The 18,396-nt window shown below is 63.2% G+C and carries 17 protein-coding genes; 7 read left to right on the top strand and 10 right to left on the bottom strand.

The features are described 5' to 3' along the window. The first annotated feature begins 176 nt into the window (after positions 1 to 176). Together F3J19_RS19650 and F3J19_RS19655 are read left to right on the top strand one after the other, a co-directional pair. Positions 177 to 1,223 carry a trypsin-like peptidase domain-containing protein gene (locus F3J19_RS19650; protein WP_167044668.1) on the top strand — a complete coding sequence of 349 codons (1,047 nt, stop codon included), beginning with the start codon at positions 177 to 179 and terminating at the stop codon, positions 1,221 to 1,223. A gap of 165 nt (positions 1,224 to 1,388) precedes the next feature. Beyond that, positions 1,389 to 2,591, top strand: coding sequence for a Fic family protein (locus F3J19_RS19655; RefSeq protein ID WP_167044671.1), 1,203 nt, complete (start codon positions 1,389 to 1,391; stop codon positions 2,589 to 2,591). A gap of 24 nt (positions 2,592 to 2,615) precedes the next feature. Here F3J19_RS19655 and ggt read toward each other — a convergent pair whose 3' ends face one another. The 6 genes from ggt to F3J19_RS19685 form a co-directional block, all read right to left on the bottom strand. Beyond that, entirely contained in the window at positions 2,616 to 4,361 is a 1,746-nt protein-coding gene (gene ggt, locus F3J19_RS19660) for a gamma-glutamyltransferase (RefSeq protein ID WP_167044673.1), read from the bottom strand. Positions 4,362 to 4,711: 350 nt separating this feature from the next. Continuing rightward, positions 4,712 to 6,106: an MFS transporter gene (locus F3J19_RS19665; RefSeq protein WP_167044676.1), complete on the bottom strand. Its 1,395-nt coding sequence runs from the start codon at positions 6,104 to 6,106 to the stop codon at positions 4,712 to 4,714. 260 nt (positions 6,107 to 6,366) lie between these two features. Next, on the bottom strand, positions 6,367 to 7,131 hold the full coding sequence (locus F3J19_RS19670) for a phosphocholine cytidylyltransferase family protein (RefSeq protein WP_167044679.1): 765 nt from the start codon (positions 7,129 to 7,131) through the stop codon (positions 6,367 to 6,369). A 27-nt stretch (positions 7,132 to 7,158) separates the two neighbouring features. After that, positions 7,159 to 8,187 (bottom strand): lysylphosphatidylglycerol synthase domain-containing protein, encoded by a 1,029-nt coding sequence (locus F3J19_RS19675; protein WP_167044682.1) that lies wholly within the window; start codon positions 8,185 to 8,187, stop codon positions 7,159 to 7,161. Beyond that, the gene (locus tag F3J19_RS19680; protein ID WP_167044685.1) at positions 8,184 to 9,002 is read right to left on the bottom strand and encodes a 2OG-Fe(II) oxygenase family protein; all 819 of its coding nucleotides are present in this window, start codon (positions 9,000 to 9,002) and stop codon (positions 8,184 to 8,186) included. The genes F3J19_RS19675 and F3J19_RS19680 overlap by 4 nt, the downstream gene beginning before the upstream one ends. Continuing rightward, positions 8,999 to 9,700 carry a CDP-alcohol phosphatidyltransferase family protein gene (locus tag F3J19_RS19685; RefSeq protein WP_167044688.1) on the bottom strand — a complete coding sequence of 234 codons (702 nt, stop codon included), beginning with the start codon at positions 9,698 to 9,700 and terminating at the stop codon, positions 8,999 to 9,001. Before F3J19_RS19685 ends, F3J19_RS19680 begins: the two co-directional genes overlap by 4 nt. A 256-nt stretch (positions 9,701 to 9,956) precedes the next feature. On the opposite strand from F3J19_RS19685, the gene F3J19_RS19690 reads away from it, so the two are divergent. Then, positions 9,957 to 10,388: a hypothetical protein gene (locus F3J19_RS19690; protein ID WP_167044691.1), complete on the top strand. Its 432-nt coding sequence runs from the start codon at positions 9,957 to 9,959 to the stop codon at positions 10,386 to 10,388. 8 nt (positions 10,389 to 10,396) lie between these two features. On the opposite strand, the gene F3J19_RS19695 is transcribed toward F3J19_RS19690, so the two are convergent. Then, positions 10,397 to 10,945 (bottom strand): hypothetical protein, encoded by a 549-nt coding sequence (locus F3J19_RS19695; protein WP_167044694.1) that lies wholly within the window; start codon positions 10,943 to 10,945, stop codon positions 10,397 to 10,399. Between the two features lie 613 nt (positions 10,946 to 11,558). On the opposite strand from F3J19_RS19695, the gene F3J19_RS19700 reads away from it, so the two are divergent. The 3 genes from F3J19_RS19700 (at position 11,559) to F3J19_RS19710 (ending at position 14,142) form a co-directional block, all read left to right on the top strand. Continuing rightward, on the top strand, positions 11,559 to 12,710 hold the full coding sequence (locus tag F3J19_RS19700) for a porin (RefSeq protein ID WP_167044696.1): 1,152 nt from the start codon (positions 11,559 to 11,561) through the stop codon (positions 12,708 to 12,710). A 406-nt stretch (positions 12,711 to 13,116) separates the two neighbouring features. Next, positions 13,117 to 13,470, top strand: coding sequence for a hypothetical protein (locus F3J19_RS19705; protein WP_167044699.1), 354 nt, complete (start codon positions 13,117 to 13,119; stop codon positions 13,468 to 13,470). 159 nt (positions 13,471 to 13,629) lie between these two features. Continuing rightward, positions 13,630 to 14,142, top strand: a complete 513-nt coding sequence (locus tag F3J19_RS19710) for a metal-dependent hydrolase (RefSeq protein WP_167044700.1) — start codon at positions 13,630 to 13,632, stop codon at positions 14,140 to 14,142. 175 nt (positions 14,143 to 14,317) lie between these two features. Here F3J19_RS19710 and epsC read toward each other — a convergent pair whose 3' ends face one another. Both epsC and F3J19_RS19720 read right to left on the bottom strand, forming a co-directional pair. Next, positions 14,318 to 15,244: a serine O-acetyltransferase EpsC gene (gene epsC, locus F3J19_RS19715; protein WP_167044703.1), complete on the bottom strand. Its 927-nt coding sequence runs from the start codon at positions 15,242 to 15,244 to the stop codon at positions 14,318 to 14,320. 106 nt (positions 15,245 to 15,350) lie between these two features. After that, positions 15,351 to 15,584, bottom strand: a complete 234-nt coding sequence (locus tag F3J19_RS19720; protein ID WP_167044705.1) for a hypothetical protein — start codon at positions 15,582 to 15,584, stop codon at positions 15,351 to 15,353. A 333-nt stretch (positions 15,585 to 15,917) separates the two neighbouring features. Between F3J19_RS19720 and F3J19_RS19725 the strand changes: the two genes are divergently transcribed. Continuing rightward, on the top strand, positions 15,918 to 16,370 hold the full coding sequence (locus F3J19_RS19725; protein ID WP_167044708.1) for a DUF3005 domain-containing protein: 453 nt from the start codon (positions 15,918 to 15,920) through the stop codon (positions 16,368 to 16,370). A 169-nt stretch (positions 16,371 to 16,539) separates the two neighbouring features. On the opposite strand, the gene araD is transcribed toward F3J19_RS19725, so the two are convergent. Continuing rightward, the gene (araD, locus tag F3J19_RS19730) at positions 16,540 to 18,300 is read right to left on the bottom strand and encodes an L-arabinonate dehydratase (protein WP_167044711.1); all 1,761 of its coding nucleotides are present in this window, start codon (positions 18,298 to 18,300) and stop codon (positions 16,540 to 16,542) included. Positions 18,301 to 18,396: the final 96 nt, after the last annotated feature.

Genomic DNA, 18,396 nt, shown 5'->3' on the forward strand with positions numbered 1-18,396 from the left:
ATATCGGTCCAGCACGCCCCACTTAACCTCGAATCAACCTCGAATTCGCGAGCCCGCACCCAACCGCCGGCATGCGGCAAGTGTCTCACACGCCGCCGTCCCATCCCCATGCGCGCGCCCTTGAAAAATCCTCGGCGCGCCCCGCATCTTTGTGCCCGCCTATCCGGAGCATCGCCATGGGAAGCCGCCCCCGCTTTATCGATGACCTGTCGAGCGCCGTATCCGACGCCCCCGGGCCCCAATCCACCGAACCGCTTAGCGACGACACTGCCCTGCTCGACGCCTATTCGCGCACCGTGATCGGCGCGCTCGAGCGCGTCCAGCAGGCGGTCGCCTTTATCGCCGTCGAACGCCGCCTGCCGGGCGAGCCGTCCGGGCACGGCCGCGGCGCGCGCGGCGGCACAGGCTCGGGTTTTTTATTTACGCCGGACGGCTATCTGCTGACCAATAGCCATGTCGTGCATGGCGCGACGCATATTCAGGTGACGCTTGCCGACGGCGCGAAATTCGACGCCGACCTGGTCGGCGACGACCCCGGCAGCGATCTCGCCGTGCTGCGCATCGGTTCGCCGGAGCCGCTGCCGCATGTCGAGCTTGGCGAATCGTCGAAGCTGCGCGTCGGGCAGATTGCGATTGCGGTCGGCAATCCGCTCGGCCTTCAGCAGACCGTCACGACCGGCGTGGTCTCGGCACTGGGCCGTTCGCTGCGCTCGAATTCCGGCCGCATGATCTACGACGTGATCCAGACCGACGCCGCGCTCAATCCCGGCAATTCGGGCGGCCCGCTTATCAATTCGGCGGGCCAGGTTATCGGCGTCAATACGGCGATCATCCCCGGCGCGCAGGCAATCTGCTTTGCGACAGCAATCGATACCGCCAAATGGGTCATCATGCAGATCTTTGCTTATGGCCGCGTACGGCGCGCGTATATCGGCGTGGCCGGCACGACCATGCCGCTGTCGCGACGTATGCAGCGCTATTTCGGGCTTAGCGCGCAAAGCGGCGTGCATGTAATGGAAATCGTCAAGGGCAGCCCGGCCGCGCTCGGCGGCTTGCGCACCGACGATACGATTGTCGCGATCGACTCACAGCCGGTGCAGGATGTGGATAGCCTGCAACGTACGCTCGACGCTTCGCGTATCGACAGGCCAGTCAGCGTGACCGTGCTGCGCGGCGCGCAGCGGGTGGAACTGACGTTGACGCCGGTGGAGCAGGCGGGGTGAGGAAAGGGGTTGGCCGCGCCGCGGCCGGCCCCTAGGTAGGGCTGGGGCACTCTACATCGAACCCTACATTCAACCCTACATAAAAATAAATTAACCCTTATAAACCAATTAGTTGCGATATATAATCGAGGACATTAAACCCTACATAGAACCGTATTGTCTGTTATGACAACCGTCGTTTCGTTCGAACCATTGTTTCCCGAGGAGCGCGTACTCGATCCGCTGCTCGAACGCACCGCCGAACTCGTCGATTCGTCACAAAAGCTGCTTGCCGTAAGCGGAACGCCACTTGCCGCTGCGCTCGTGCCGCAATTGCGGGCAATGAATTCGTACTACACAAACAAGATCGAAGGCCAGCACACCACGCCTGCCCGAATCGAGGCCGCGCTCAAGCGGAACTATTCCGCCGATATGGCCGAACGCAAAAAACAGCGCCTTGCGCTGGCGCATATCGCAACGGAAACCGCGCTTGAAGAAGAGTGGTTTTCGCTCGGGGTATCCGCCCTGTTCGAACCCGCACGGCTTGCCGCCATTCACAACCGGTTCTTTTCCTATCTGCCGGTCGACGAGCGCTTTACCAGCGAGGGCGAGCCGATTGAACCCGGCAAGCTTCGCCAGGCGGATGTCACGGTAGGCCGGCATCTGGCGCCGGAGCCCGAAATGATCGAGCCGCTACTCGATGCCTGGTCCACTCGATATGCGCGCATACGAATCAAGGATTACCAGCTGATCGGCATTGCCTGCTCGCATCATCGGTTGGCATGGATTCACCCGTTTGCGGACGGCAACGGCCGGGTCGCGCGCCTGCATTCGCATCTCGCCCTGCGTGCAGCCGATTTGACGCACGGTTTATGGTCCCCGCTTCGCGGCCTTGCGCGAGAACATGAGCAGTACTATGTCAGACTAAGCGAGGCCGATCAGCGGCGCCGTAATGATCTCGATGGCCGGGGCACTCTCTCTCAGGAAGGCCTGGTGCAGTTCGCCCAGTTCTTTCTGGACTGTTGCCTGGACCAGGTCAGCTTTATGGTCCGCATGACCGGATTCGACGGCATTGCGGATCGCCTGCACGATCTATTGCGATATTTCGATTCCAATCCATGGATGATCGGTTCGGAAAAATCGGTTATCAAACCGGAAGCATCAGCACTGGCTATGGAATTCGTGGCGACGCGCCGCGCAGTCACGCGCGCGGAATTCAATCAGATGCTCGGCGTAAGCGATGTTCTGGCGCGCCGGATTACGCGCTCCCTACTCGATATCGGTCTGCTCGATTCGCCTTCGCATCGCGGTGATCTTTCCTTTGGACTCCCACTAAAAAGCCTTCGCTTTCTATTCCCACGCTTGTGGCCCGAAGTCGACCAGGAATAGGCAAACCGCAACCCCCAACACCCTCTACTGAACCACCCGCGCCACCCCTCGCCCGCGCGGATCAGTCGCCGCTTCCGGCCTATTGCCATTGACCTGGATCACCTGAATATCGCCGACAAAATCCTGTCCTTCCAGCGTATAGCCCTTCGCTTCGATCTGCTTCGCGAGTTCGCCCTCGATCGGCTTATACGGCTCCCAGAAAATCGTATTCGCCGGCAAGAGCTGATGATGGAAACGCATCGCGGCAACCGCATCGGGCAGCGGCATATCGTAGTCGTAGATATTGTTGATGACCTGGAAGATCGACGTAAAGATACGCGAGCCGCCCGGCGTGCCGATGACGAGCGCGACCTTGCCGTCTTTCGTCAGGATCGTCGGGTCCATCGACGATAGCGGCCGCTTTTTCGGCTCGATCGCATTCGCATCGGCGCCCACCACGCCAAATGCATTCGCGACGCCGGGCTTCGAGGAAAAGTCGTCCATCTCGTCGTTGAGCGCGATACCGGCGCGATCCACCACGACACCCGAGCCAAACGCGCCGTTGAGCGTATACGTATTCGAAACCGCATTGCCCCATTTGTCGACCACCGAATAGTGCGTGGTCTCGGACTTCTCCGGCATCGACGTGCCGAGGCCCGGCTGAATGCTCGCCGTATCCGAAGGCGTAACGGGATTGACCTCGGCCGCACGCTTCGCGAGATACGCATCGTCGATCAACTGCGCGACCGGCACCTGATAGAAGTCGGGATCGCCGAGATACTGCGCGCGATCCGCAAACACGCGCTTCTCGATCTCCGCGATCAGATGCACATACTGCGCGGAATTGAGCGGCACGCCCTTGAAGTCGGGCGCGAGATCGGCCTTCATCTTCAACAGCTGCACGAGACCGACGCCGCCCGAACTCGGCGGCGGCGCGGTAATCACACGATAGCCGTTCCAATCGGCCTGCACCGGCTCACGCCATACGGCCTTGTATTGTTCGAGATCGGCCTTCGTAATCAGACCGTGACCGCGCATCGAGGCCGCGATCAGATCGGCGGTCTTGCCCGAATAAAAATCCTTCGCGCCCTGATCGGCAATACGCTGCAATACCGTGGCCAGATCGGGCTGCCTGAAGTGGGCGCCCTGTTTCAAACCGCCGAAATATGTATCGAAATTGGTCTTGCCCGCGAAGTTTTTCTCCGCTTCGTCGCGCCGCTGCTGTAGTGGCTGGCTGACTTCGAAGCCGTCGCGCGCATAGTGAATGGCCGGCGCAAGCACCTGCTTCCACTGGAGCTTGCCGAAGCGGCGCTGCGCTTCCCACATGCCTTCCACTGTGCCGGGCACGCCCACCGCGCGATAGCCGATAAGGCTCATATCCTTGATGACCTCGCCCTTGTCGTCGAGATACATGTTTGTGGTCGCGGCAAGCGGCGCGCGCTCGCGATAGTCGAGAAAGTAAGGCTTGCCGTCCATATACAACGTCATAAAACCGCCGCCGCCGATATTGCCCGCATCCGGAAACGTGACCGCAAGCGTAAAGGCGATCGCAACGGCCGCGTCGACCGCATTACCGCCTTGCCTGAAAATCTGCTCGGCGGCATCGGCGCTGTAGTTATCGGGCACGGCAATCGCCGAGCCGCTCAGCACGGCGGGCTGCGTTGTCGCGGGCGCCTTGGCAAGCGCGGGCGTCGCTTCGAGAAAACCAGTGGCAACAGACAGAAGCGTAACCAGCGCAAAACCGCTGGCCGAAACGCTAAGCGAAGCTTTGGCGCTGCGAAACGACTTCATTGCGATCTCCGTAAACGACGGTTTTATCCGTATGACGAATCGGGCTACCTTGGGCTTATAACATGCGCAGCAAGGTTTTGCTAAACCGCTATATGCCGTATGCCTCGGCGTACTGCCGCATAAAAAGCCTTGAAAAAGGCACTCAAGCGCAATGGGATGAACGTGGCTTGATACGTGCCGCCGCAATCGCACTGGCACTGGCGGAGTGCGAATCGGCTGGGTAGAAGCAAAGCAATCGAAGCTGGGGAACGGTAAAACGGCGCAGCCGATGCCGCGAACGCGAGGCGTAAAACGATCGGCACAAATAGAGCAAGCGCGCACTACAAGCGCCGCGAATTGTGCTCACACGCTCACGTGCTCCCGCGAGCAATTTCGTCGCCCGCATCGTGCGGAAGACGCGCCGTAATCGGAATCGACAGGAACGAGAACAGGCCGACAACCACAAACGCCGGCCAGAAATCGGAGAACACGATCTTGGGATGGCCCTGCACGTAATGCGAAATCTGCAGCACGATACCCGAGATCGTCACGCCGAGCCCGAGCGACATCTGCTGGATCACGCTCGCCACGCTCGTGGCGCGGCCGATATCGCTGCCTGGAATATCCGCATAGGCGAGCGTATTGAGCGACGTAAATTGCAGCGACGGAAAAAAGCCGCCCACCAGCACGATGCACCAGATCAGCCAGTGCGGCGTACCTGGAAAAAACAGCCCATATACGGCGATCGCAACACCCGCGCAGGCGGCATTGACCATCAGCACGGTACGAAAGCCGTAGTGCCCGAGAATGCGCGTCGCTAGCGTCTTCATAAAGATCGAGCCGAACGCGGACGCGCACGTGATCGCGCCGGCTCTGAACGCGGTCATGCCAAGCCCTTCCTGCAACGCGAGCGGCAATAGAAACGGCACGGCGCCCAAGCCGATACGAAACAGCGAACCGCCGATCACGCTCGCATGAAAGCTCGGAATGCGCAGCAGGCGCAGATCGAGCACCGGCAACTCGACACGGCCCGCGTACAGCACATAGGCCAGCAGCAGCGCGATACCGGTCATGCACATGCCGAACGATGCGCTACCCGAGACGAGTTCGCCGCCCACGAGCGAAAGCCCGAGCATAAACAGCGACGCGCCACTCGCCGACAGCACGAAACCGATCCAGTCGAGCCGTCCGGGATGCGGCTCGTGCGTATTCTCGATGTATTTATTGGTCAGCCAGATGCCGAGCAGACCGATCGGCACGTTGATGACGAAGATCAGCCGCCAATGCAGATACGTCGTGATAAAGCCGCCGAGCGGCGGCCCGACCACCGGCCCGAGCAGCGCCGGCACCGCCAGATAGTTCATCGCGCGAATAAACTCGGACTTCGGCAGCGAACGGAAAATAATGATGCGCCCCACCGGGACCATCAGCGCGCCGCCAATGCCCTGCACGAAGCGCGCGGCAACGAAGGTATCGAGCGAGGTGGAGACCGCGCACAGCAGCGAGCCGGTGATAAAGATACCGATGGCCGTGCGGAACACGGTACGCGAACCGAAGCGGTCGGCCACCCAGCCGCAGATCGGAATAAAGACGCCCAGCCCGATTACATACGAGGTGACCGCAAGCTTCAGGGTGATGGGATCGTGGCCGAGGTCGCGCGCCAGAACCGGCAGTGACGTCACAATGACCGTGCCGTCCACGTTTTCCATGAACATCGCGCACGCAACGATCAGCGGAACGATGAAAGGGCCTAAGGCGAGCAGCATGGGCGTGGCGGCAGGCAGCTAGGCCGACGATTTAAAGCAGCGATTATGGCATCGCGGCGGCAACCCATGTTGTTGTGCGAAGGAATTTTCGCCACGCACAGCGGTGCGCACGGCGCCGTGCCGGTATTGCGCCGGGCTCGGTGTCTCCGTGTCGAGATTAAGACAGCCAAGGGCTGCCGCGTGGGATGCGGAGCGGCGGCGGAACGCGCCGCGTGTCCCGCCCAATGCCCCGCTCCCCGTTTCCCGTTCCCCGCCGCGGCTTAGCGCGACGCGCTAACGAGCGGCTGCAACTGCGGGAGGATCTCGTTGGCCGCGCGCGCGACGTCGTTCGGGAAGTCGATTTCGATCCACGGCGCGCCGGTCACGTCGGCGGTATCGAACACCTGGCTGCGTTCGAGCAGCAGGTCACGCACCGCTTCTTCGTGAGGCATGTTGGCGCGGCCGCTGTCGATATAACCCGCCACAATCTGCGTAAAGCGGCGCGCGGTTTCTTCGCGGAAGCGGAAGAAGCCGACCGATTCGCCGATCGTGTCGTACTCGAGATTGACCGCCAGCTGCTTGCGCAATTCGACCGGCACGCCGTCTTTCAGACACAGCTTGACGGGCTCGTCGCCCGCCTCGAAATCGCGGTCGATCAACAGACGGTTGACCGATTCACCGGCCACCAGCGCGCTCAGGATGCGTTCGTCGTAGAGCACGTCGGCGTCCATCAGCAGCACGTCGCCACCGCGCGTCAGCGCATCGGCCACGGTATGCACGGTCAGCACGCTGCCGAGATCGAAGCGCGGGTTCAGCACGGTCTCGACCCGATGCGGCCAGCCGATGCGCGCGAGTTCCGCCTGCACCGATTCCGGCTGAAAGCCGAGCGCCAGCACGACGTCGGTCACCCCGGCGGTTTCGAGCATTTGCAGATGCCGTTCGAGCAGGCTCATGCCGTCGAACTGCAGCAGGCACTTCGGAAACTGGGCCTGTGGCGGCTGCTGAAGACGCAGGCCGAGGCCCGCGGCGAGAATGATGGCGCGCATGCGCGGTCCTTTGAAAAAATACGGAGATCAATCGGCAACCGGCACGCGCCGCGTGGCGCGCCGCCGTTGCCAGCTTCTTTCGCTGAAGTGCAAAACCAGCAGACCCGGCAAGCCGAGCAGGATTTCACGCGCGCGCTTGGCGAGCGAAAGCGCCAGCGCCGCGTCGGGCGGCAGGCCAACGAGCGGCGCGAGCAGCAGATACCCCCCCTCCTGCACGCCGAGCGAGCCCGGAATCATAAAGGCCGCGCCGCGAATCGCCTGACCGATGCTTTCGAGCAACAGCGCATCGATCCAGCCGACCGGATGGCCGAGAAAACGCAGCGCGAGCCATACCTCGACCGTACCGACGACCCAGCCGACCAGGCTCAGCGCAAAGCTCGCCGCCACCCGGCCGCGCTCGCGATAGAGCGACTGCACGGCGGCGTCGACGGCTTCGGCGCGCGTCATCAGCGAGGACCAGTCGCGCTTGCCGAACACCTTCGACACCATGCCGAGCAGCCGGCCGAACAGGCCGCGCCGCTGCGCATAGTAGAAACCGGCGATCAGCGCGCCGAGCACGGCCGTGGCGATCAGCGTGGCCATGCGCAGGTCGTGCAGCGCGCCGTGCGCCGCATATGCGCCGAACAACGCTAGGCCGCCGAGCGCGAAAACGATTTGTGCGAGCGCCTGCCAGGTCGTGCTGACGGTGATCGCGGCGGCCGCGTCGCGCAGCAGCATGCCGCGCTGCGACAGTTGCCGCACCATCACGACCGGACCGCCGATCTGCCCGGCCGGCAGCAGGCTATTGACCGATTCGCCGATCCAGCGTGCGAACAGCGCATCGCGCAGCGAGAGATCGTAAGCGGTGTTCTCGCGCGCGGCGCCGCGGCGCCGAAGCAGCACCGAGATCGCGCCGGCATCGAGCACGAGCGGCACGAGATGGAACGCCGCGACGACCACGAGCCCCCAGCCGGCCGCCAGCAAGGTCGAAGCCACCGAGCCGAAGCCCTGCCACGCGAGCAGGCCGACGAACAGCGCCGTGCCGATCGACAGCAGAAGCAGCGCCACGCGACTCATGCAGCGCCCTTGCCCCGCGAGACCATCTGACGGAACACCTGGCGGAAACCGAAGTACGCAATCGCGTCTTTCATGTTCGAGACGAAACGGCGCCACGGCCGCATGTTGGGGTCCGTGACATATTCGAACGTAAGCGACACGCGCATTTCTTCGGCGCCGGCCGGCGTGATGCGATGGCGCAGCTTGTCGCCGTCGAAAAACACGAGGCCGCCCGGCGGAATCTGCACCGCGCCAGGCACGTCGGGCACGTCGGGATTGCGCGTGTGCAGCTCGTATTCGAGCCGGCACGACGATTCGTCGATCACGCCGAGCAGCAGCGTGTAACGGCGTCCGTCGTAGTACGAAGTATCGTAATGCCAGCCGATATGGTCGCCCGGCCGCGTGTAGTAATAGAGCGCGTAGGCGTGCGGATCGTCGGCGGGAGAAACCTGCAGCTTGTCGCCGCTCACCTGCTCGAGCCAGCCGATCAGCTCTTTCGAGCGATACAGTTCGGCGATAAACGGCGCAAGACGGTCGATCATATGGCGGCTCACGCTGCCGCCCTGCTTGTGACCCGGCAGATAGCTGCGGTTCACGTTATCGAGCAGGGCACGCGCGCTGTGAACCAGCTGCGCGGTGGCTTCCGGCGCGAGAAAGTCGTCCAGATAAAGAAACGCACCCTGTGCCGCGAAGTCTTTGCGCAGACGCGGATTGTCGAACGTGCGGGTGCGGCTTGCGACCGCGCGGTCCGCGTCCGGTGCGGGCGCGGCAGATGCTGCGACAGAGGCGGTTGCCACGGGGGATGCGATCACGTCGTCTTCGGCGTGGATACTCATTTGCTGGCCCAAAGTTGACTGGTTTCGGAGGCTTTGGCGGCGCCGGCTGCCAGCCGGGCGCTGCGGCGCGACACGCGCACATAATCGATCACGACCCAGACGGCGAACAGCGGCGCGCCGATCGACGCCACCACGACGAACGGCGTCACGACGTTCGTCAGCGTGACGATAGGTAGCAGGTACAGCACGTCTTCGGTTTCAAAGCCGCCCACCGACGCCTGCTTCGTGCCGGCCTTGCCGGCCATTTCCTCGATGCGCATGCGCAGGAAGAAGATCAGCGCGACCGCAATGCCGGCTACCGCGCCCAGCACGCCGGGCGCGAGTTTCAGGCCGCCGATCTGCGTGCCGCCGACACCGATGCCCATGCCGACGAACAGCATCACGGTGACAAGCGCGTCGCAGGCAAGATCGTAAAAATGACCGATACGGCTCGACTTGCCGCCAATACGCGCAAGCTCGCCATCCGTATGATCGACAAAATTGGAGAGCACAATCAGCAATGCGCCCGCATTGGCCGACGAAAAACCGCCGCGGGCGAGACACAGCGCGCCCGCCACGCCGATCAGAAGGCGCAGCGTGGTCAGGTGATTAGGAGTGACCCAGGTATCGACTAGCGGTGTCACGAGCCGGCGTGCAAGCCGGGCGTCCCATGTGCGGGGCGCTGGAACGTTTAATGGAGGCGGAGCTTTCGAAGTCATAACCTGCAAATATATACGGGTTCACAAAAGATTGCTTTCTTCCCGTACGTTTCTCTTCGATCCGACGATGACAGGGGTGTGTCGGTCACGCAGCGGGATTCACCGAATCGCGATAAAGTGCGAATCCTGTTGCGCCTGTCACGCCCGATCACCTTGATACACAAGGCCTAAGGCCTCGCGGGCCTGCGCGCGAGGCCATCGGCCGTTGCAAAACCACGACAGCGAACCCGGATTGCCGCTCAAGCTCATGACCCTCATGAACCGTTTTCTTGCCACCCTGCTGTTCAGCGCGGCCGCCGCGCTGCCGCTGCCCGCGCTGGCCGTTGCGCTCGACGCGCCGCTCGCCTGCAACGAAAGCGGCCATCAGTTCATTGCCGATCTGATCGGGCCGCAACTGATCAACCCGAAGCCGACGCATGTCGAAAGCAATTCGATCAACGCGTTTTCGCCGGTACCCCATGCCGATCTGACCGCGTTCGGCTTTCGCGTCTTCGCGGTGGTGGGATTCGAAAAGGACGATCCGATATTCCGTACCGGCGACGGCGAACCGCTTGCGCAGTCGGCGTATGGCGCGGTCGTGTTCGCCAGCGAAGACAAGGTGAAAAGCGCACTGGCGGATGCCGGCAGCACGGCGATCGTGCACCACGTCGCGCCGTTCATCACCGCGATTTTCTGCAAGCGGAACTGACAGGTGGTCTAGTTCGGCCGGCGAAAGCCGTTTTCGACCCACGCCGCGGCGCTCGCCTTGTTGAGCTTGAAGTTGGGCGCGACCTGCACTTGCGCGAGCTGCTCGCCGAAGGGATCGAGCGCGCTCAGCAAGGCATACGGCTCGTCTTCGTCGGGAACGATGTCGAGCGTGATGTCGAGTTCGTCGTTGCCGTCCGCGCTCGGCACGCGCACCGCCTTATGCAGTTGCGCGCGCAATTGCTGTTCATGACGGCGCAGCACTTCCGAGGCGGTTTTCACGAGCGTGTTGAACGCCGAAACGTCGAGCGGCTTCGGGTCCTTCTTGTTGCGGCCCATCGTCCAGGGTCCGACGAGCGCGGGCTCCGCTTCGCCGTCCTTGATCATTTCGACGGCCCAGCCTTCGTCGTCTTCATTCTTGATGATGCGCGCGGTCCAGCCGTTATCGCGCCACAGACGCTCTTCGTGCACGCTGTCGTCGAGCCCGGACGAATCTTCCGCGCGGGCATCGGCATTCGGATCGGCATCCGCATCGGACGAGGAAAGGGGCGTGTCGGTCATTACAGGTTCACTCACGTTCGCGAGGGGCGAAAAACATATCGAACCCGCGATTCTACCCGCCCCGCCCACGCCGCCCCGCCGACTCTGACGAACAGACAAGCCCTGCCGCGCCACGCGCCGACCGGAATAACGCATTCCGCCAGTTTGCGGCAATGTATAACCCGGATTTAAAAGCCCATAAAAAAACGCGACCCGAAGGCCGCGTGTAAAAATGAAAAAGACACCCTTGGTCATAGGGGTCTTTCACGATTATAAGTGGCCGGCTCTGACGATTTAACGTCACCACCGGAAGACTGCATTGCAAAAAACAGTGCGAATCTCCCGTCATGAAGTCGGTGCGCGGCGCGCTCCAGTCTGCCTGACAGGCCGTAAGCCGTCGCTGCCGGACAACGTCAAGTGGCTTGACAAGCCCTCTGCCCATTAATTGCAAAGATTATTTTTCTTTTGCCAGCCTGTACTTAGGCGATCAATTCTCACTATCTCTAATTTGAGAATTAATTGTTGTAGTACGCGGAATTAAATATCCGCATAACGGCAATTACACTTCGTCACGAATCGCCAGTCAGCGCACTGGAATCCGATTGTCCATGCCCTATCCCGGAGTGATCCCTAGATGAAAAGAACCCTCATTGCCGCAGGTCTGGTCGGCACCTTCGCCGTCACCGCACACGCACAAAGCAGCGTCACGATATATGGCTCGCTCGACGCGGGCCTCGTCTACTCGAACAACCAGGGCGGCCACACCAACTGGCAGCAAGGCAGCAGCTCGCTGTCGAACACGTACTTCGGCCTGCGCGGCAGCGAAGACCTCGGCGGCGGTCTGCACGCGATCTTCACGTTGGAAAATGGCTTCAACCTGAACAACGGGCGGAACGCAGAGAACGGCACGATGTTCAATCGCCAGGCGTTCGTCGGCCTGAAAAGCGACCAGTTCGGCACGTTGACGCTCGGCCGTCAGTACGATTCGGTGAGCGACTATCTGGCGCCGCTGTCCGAAGCGGGCGCGGGCTTCGGCAACAATCTCGCGGCCCACCCGTTCGACAACGACAATCTCGCCAGCTCGTTCTCGATCAAGAATGCCGTGAAGTACACGAGCGCGAACTATGCGGGCCTGAAGTTCGGCGGCCTGTACGGCTTCAGCAACGCAGCCGGCGAATTCGCGAACAATCGCGCATGGAGCGCGGGCGCTTCGTACGATAACGGCCCGCTCAGCTTCGCGGCCGCCTATCTGCAACTGAACAACTCGGGCAGCGCGAACCTGAACGGCGCCGTGTCGCAAGGCGACGGCACCGCGGCAGTCGCGGCCGAACTGCAACGCACGTTCGGCGCGGGCATCAACTATACGTACGGCCCGGCCACCGCGGGCTTTGTCTATACGCATACGCAACTCGACGGCATCACCGGCGTGAACGTCGGCGGCGCGACGCTGCCGGGCATCGCGGGCACCAACCTGCATCTGGACAACTACGAAGTGAACGGCCGTTACTCGCTGACGCCGGCACTGAGCCTCGCGGCTTCGTACACGTTCACCGACGGCAAGATGACGGGCTCGAACGGCTCGGGCGATCCGAAGTGGCACACGGTCTCGCTGCAAGGCGACTACTCGCTGAGCCGCCGCACCGACGTGTATGTCGAAGGCGTGTATCAGCATGCGTCGGGCGAACTCGGCAACTTCGGCACGAACGTCGCGTCGATCAACACGCTCGCGCCGTCGTCGACGGGCAATCAGGTTGCGGCGGCCGTCGGTCTGCGTCACCGCTTCTAATCAACGCCTCCAGGCAGCACAGCTTGCAGGTACCGCTTCCGGGCCGTGCGCCTCGCGGTGACTGCGGCTTCGCTTGCCATCTTCCACGCAGTACGCGCGGCGCGGGTTCATCCACCCGAGCCGCGCTTCGGCCCGCGCGCGATACGATCGCGCCGCGGGTTTTTTCATGGGCCTTACGATCCGCCGTCGTTGCGCTGAACACGCTCATGCGCGCATCGACAAACGAACGCGCATAGTGACGCTGCCCGCGTGCGGTGGGTATACTGCCCCGGCCGAGATACACCACCGCACCGCCGTGACGGTGTATCGCGGCTTCGTCGCGAAGCATTGCATTGCGCGTCGCCGCAGCGCGCTTCGCCCGTGCCTCATCTTCCCATGCACGACCGGGAACGCCGACGATCGGATCATGAAAAGACTTCTTCTGCTTGCCCCCGCTGTTGCCATCACCGCCACTCTCGCCGCCTGCGGCTCGTCGAGCGGTCCCGCGCGCGATGCGTCCGCGCCGCTCGTCTATGTGTCGTCGCCACGCACGGCTACATCCATCGCCACCTGCCTGCAGGATCGTCTGTCACGCGTGCGCACCTCGCAGGCGGGCGACTCCACCGAACTCGCGGTCGGCGCGGATTCGAACAACTCCTACTTCATTACGCTGACGCCGCTCAACGGCAATACTGTCATCAAGGTGATGCGTCCCGCGAATGCGCCGAACGATCCGCCCGAAGAGGAACTGCGCTTCGACATCGCGCGCTGCGCGACCTGAGGTTTGCATCGATCGCTCATGCCGTCAGCGTTATAAGCGGCGTGAACGCGAGGCCGATGCGCGAATTTTTATCTCGCGCATCGGCTATTTTTTTATGCGCTCATCTGCGAACATAGCCGCCCTGTGTTTTTTAGCGCGGCGCTCGTGTCGCGAGTTTCGATGGCATCCAGCAAGGCACATCATGCAACCGGTTTTGCGGCGGGCGTCATCGCGGCGGCGATCGTCGCGCGCGGCAGCGGCGGCCTGCTTCATCCGGGCGTGCTGCTGAGTTTTATCGCCGGCGTGGCCGGCGGCACCGCGCCGGACTGGCTCGAAGTCGCCTGGTGGTCGCGCGCGCGGCGTCTGTGGATTACGCATCGCACGCTCACGCATTGGGGCCTCGCATGGCTCGCCTTGCTCGTGCTGTCGTACCGCTCGCTCGGGCATTCGCTCTATGCCGCGCCGGCGTTCGGTTTCGCGTGTGGCGGGCTCATGCATCTGCTCGCCGACTGGCCGAATCCGCTCGGCGTACCGTGGATCGCCGGACGGCATTCGTTGAATCTATGGAATAGCGGGCACTGCGATCTGATCGTGGTGGCGGCGTCGTGGGCCGCGGCGTGGTTGATCGGCGATCATGTGCTGCTGCATGGCGCGCATGGGCTGCCGTGGCTGCGGCATTGGCGGGTGGGGTGAGCGGGTCGCTACAGGCCGCTCACGCGGGGCTCATGCGGAAGTCATGCCCCGTGTTGCACATGCGCACGCGCGCGATCGTGCATCGGCACTCGCCATTCTTCGCACTCTGCACGGCACGCGCGCCGCGAGTCGCGCAAACTTCGCGCCCCACCGCGCGCACCCCACCTCGCACGCGTCACTGCCGCCCTTCGTCAGCGCGCTCGCCTTCGCGCACCTTGCCTTGCGACACGCTGCTGCCCGGCGGCACGCTATGCGTCAGCCACACGTTGCCGCCGATCACCGAGCCGCGCCCGATCGTCACGCGTCCGAGGATCGTCGCGCCCGCGTAGATCACGACGTCGTCCTCGACGATCGGATGCCGCGCGTTGCCCTTGACCAGCGCGCCGCTCTCATCGGCGGCGAAGCTCTTCGCGCCGAGCGTCACCGCCTGATACACGCGCACGCGCTCGCCGATGATCGCGGTCTCGCCGATCACGACGCCCGTGCCGTGGTCGATAAAGAAGCTCGGCCCGATCGTCGCGCCCGGATGAATATCGATGCCGGTGGCCGAGTGCGCGATCTCGTTGATAAAGCGCGCGAGCAGCGGCACACCGAGCCGATGCAGCGCATGCGCGAGGCGGTGATGCGTCATCGCCCATACGCCCGGATAGCAGAGCAGGATCTCGGTGATGTGCTGTGCGGCGGGGTCACCGGTAAAAGCTGCCTGAATGTCGCTGACGAGCAGTGCACGAATGCCCGGTAATTGCGTTGCGAATTCGCGCGCCACGGCGAATGCGCGCTCCTGCAACTCGGCGTCCGACGTCTCGCCGAACTCGGGCAGAAAGCGCAGCGCGCGGCGAATCTGCGCGGCAAGCAAACGCAAGGTGCTTTCGAGCGTATGGCCGACGTAGTAGTCGACGGTTTCGTCGGTCAGATCGGGCGCGCCGTAATGCGTGGGAAACAGCGCCGCGCGCAGGCCGGCCACGATATTGACGATCGCGTCGCGCGACGGCAGTTCGCGAATGCCGAGCGGATGCCGCGTGCGATGCAATTGTTCGCGCGAGGCGCGCAGGTCGGCGACGATCTGTTCGAGACCCCAGTTCTGGGTGGGCACGTTGGACATAAAGACAGCGCCGTGCGGCAAGCACGGTTCGAAGTGGTTATCCGCAAAGATTACCGCGTTTTAACGCGGCCCGCGCGATACGGCTTGCACAGCGCGGTCGCGCCATTCAGATCGTCATGCTGCTCGCGTCGATCCAGCGCACCGCCCAGTCGCGGGCATGCGCGATGGCGCCGGCTTCGTCGGGGAAGCGGAGTTCGATGGGAAAGAAACGGTTGGCGACCAGTTCGCCGTCGCTCGAGCGCGAGATCACCACATACGGTTGCCAGCTTCCGTCGCCCGTGCGTGCCGGTTCGCAATTCAACAGATAGCCGCGATGTGTAAATGCAGCATCGAAGTGCATGTGTCACCCGCCCATGACAGCCCCGTAACATGTATGTATTCAGTCGCGCGGCCATTTTGTTGTTAGTTATTTCCGGCCATGCTGGAACAGCCGGAACGCGGCGTCAGTGCCACCGTACACGGCACGCCGGAGTACGATCATACTCTGTAGAAAATAGGCGTTCATTAAAAAAATCGAAAAGAATCACGGACGCCATCGCCATTCGATCGCGCGAGACAACCTCCGTCGCATGAAAGTACGGGGCATGCGCATCGCGAGTTCAGCGCCGAGGCGCCGTGTCACCCGGAACGGCTTTTGCTGCTTTCCACCCTATCCTCTGCAGGAGAATGCACGATGAACAGCGCGATCACCAGGCCGGAAAACGCCGGCACGAAACCCGCTATGAAGGACCCGAAATCGACGGATCTGCACAACGAGCGCACGCACGACAGCACCGTCGACACCGACGGCAAGAACCTCGAAGCCGCGCGCATCGCGGGCCACAGTCCGATCTCGCCGGACGAGATCATCACGAGCAATGCGACGCTCGCGAACAGCGTGCCCGAGGCGCTCGACGGCATGGCCGGCTTCGACAGCCGGCCCGGCGGCAATCATCTGCTGCTTGCGCTCGAACCGGGCTATGCGGTCATCGACAAGGGCATGACCGCACCGCAGGGCGCCTATTCGGCGGACCATCAATACGATGATCCACGCCCCGTCGGGCAACGTCAGGAGCGTGGCCGCATTCATTACGCGCTCAATCATTTGCGGCCCACGCGCGTGATCGAATTACACCGGCTGAAATAAGCGACGAGCCCGTATTGCAACACGGGCTCGCGTTTGAATTGCCGCGTTTATTCCGCTTAATCAATCAACAGGCAAGCACGCGGCGTTTCAATATCTCGCGCCCTGGCGTTTCGCGTGCGGAGGCGGCGCAGGTATCGCGTGGCCTATCCGTGGCATATCGACACGCGCCTCAGTGAATCTCCGGCTCGCCCGCGCGGCCCTCGCCGGTGGCACCGGCCGCGGGGTCCTGCGCGCCGCCGCGTTGCAGAAAATCGAAGTCGCAGCCGCGGTCGGCCTGCAACACATGGGTCTGATGCAGCGCGCCGTAGCCACGCGCGAAACGCGGCTCGGGCTTGACCCACGCGGCCTTGCGGCGCGCGAGTTCGTCGTCGGACACGAGCACGTCGAGCTTGCGCCGCGGCACGTCGAGTTCGATCAGATCGCCGCTCTGCACGAGCGCGAGCGGCCCGCCGACGAACGACTCCGGCGCCACGTGCAGCACGCACGCGCCATAGCTCGTGCCGCTCATGCGCGCGTCCGAAATACGCACCATGTCGCGCACGCCCTTTTGCAACAGCTTGCGCGGAATCGGCAACTGGCCCCACTCGGGCATGCCCGCGCCGACCGGTCCCGCATGCTGCAACACGATCACGCAGGTCTCGTCGATATCGAGCGCATCGTCGTCGATGCGCGCGGCCATGTCGTTGTAGTCGCTGAACACGACCGCGCGCCCGGTATGCGCGAGCAGATGCGGCTCGGCCGCGCCCGGCTTGATGACGGCGCCGTCGGGCGCGAGATTGCCGCGCAGCACCGCGAGACTGCTGTCCCGCAGCAGCGGATTGGCGCGGCGGCGAATCACGTCGTCGTTGAAAATGCGTGCGTCGGCGAGGTTCTCGCCGAGCGTGCGGCCGTTCACCGTTTTCTGCGAGCCATCGATCAGTTCGCCGAGTTCCGCAAGCAACGCGCGCAAACCGCCCGCATAGAAAAAGTCTTCCATCAGATAGGCGCCGGTCGGCCGGATATTCGCGAGCACCGGCGTGCGGCGCGCGATCTCGTCGAAGCGATCGAGCGTCAACCCGATACCCGCGCGCCGCGCCACCGCGATCATATGGACCACCGCATTGGTCGAGCCGGACAGCGCGACGCAGGTGGTCACCGCGTTATCGATCGAGCCGGCCGTGAGCAGGTCCGAGGGCTTCAGGTCCTCCCACACCATCTCGACGATGCGCATGCCGGTGTGCGCGGCCATTTGCGCGTGACGCGAATCGGGCGCCGGAATCGAGGCGAAGCCGGGCAGCGTGAAGCCGAGCGCTTCGGCCGCGCTCGTCATCGTCGATGCAGTGCCCATCGTCATGCAGTGGCCCGGCGAGCGCGCAATGCCGCCTTCGACGCCCTGCCAGTCCTCCGGCGTGATCGTGCCCGCGCGCAGCTCGGCCCAGTACTTCCAGGAGTCGGAGCCCGAGCCGAGCGTCACGCCGTTCCAGCTGCCGCGCAGCATCGGGCCGGCGGGAAGAAAGATCGCGGGCAGGTCCATCGAGATCGCGCCCATCAGCAGCGCGGGCGTGGTCTTGTCGCAGCCGCCCATCAGCACGACGCCGTCGACGGGATATGAGCGCAGCGTCTCCTCGGCTTCCATCGCGAGGAAGTTGCGGTACAGCATCGTGGTGGGCTTCTGGAACGGCTCGGAGAGCGTCTGCACCGGCAGCTCCATCGGAAAGCCGCCGGCCTGCCAGATGCCGCGCTTCACTTCCTCGACGCGCTGCCTGAAATGCGTATGGCACGCGTTGATCTCGCTCCACGTATTGAGAATCGCGATGACCGGCTTGCCCGCGTATTCGTCGCGGTTGTAGCCCATCTGCGCGGTGCGCGAGCGATGTCCGAACGAGCGCAGATCGTTCACGCCATACCAGCGATGGCTGCGCAACTCCTCGGGGGATTTTCTTTTCGTCAACGTCTGCTCCAGGATTTCGTCATGCCTCGGTGTCTCCGCCTTGGCGCCGCGCTTTCCGCGCTTTCCGCGCTTCCCTCTTTTGCCGCTCGTCCGCTA

The organism is Burkholderia sp. Ax-1724, assembly GCF_011752995.1.
Lineage (GTDB): Bacteria > Pseudomonadota > Gammaproteobacteria > Burkholderiales > Burkholderiaceae > Paraburkholderia.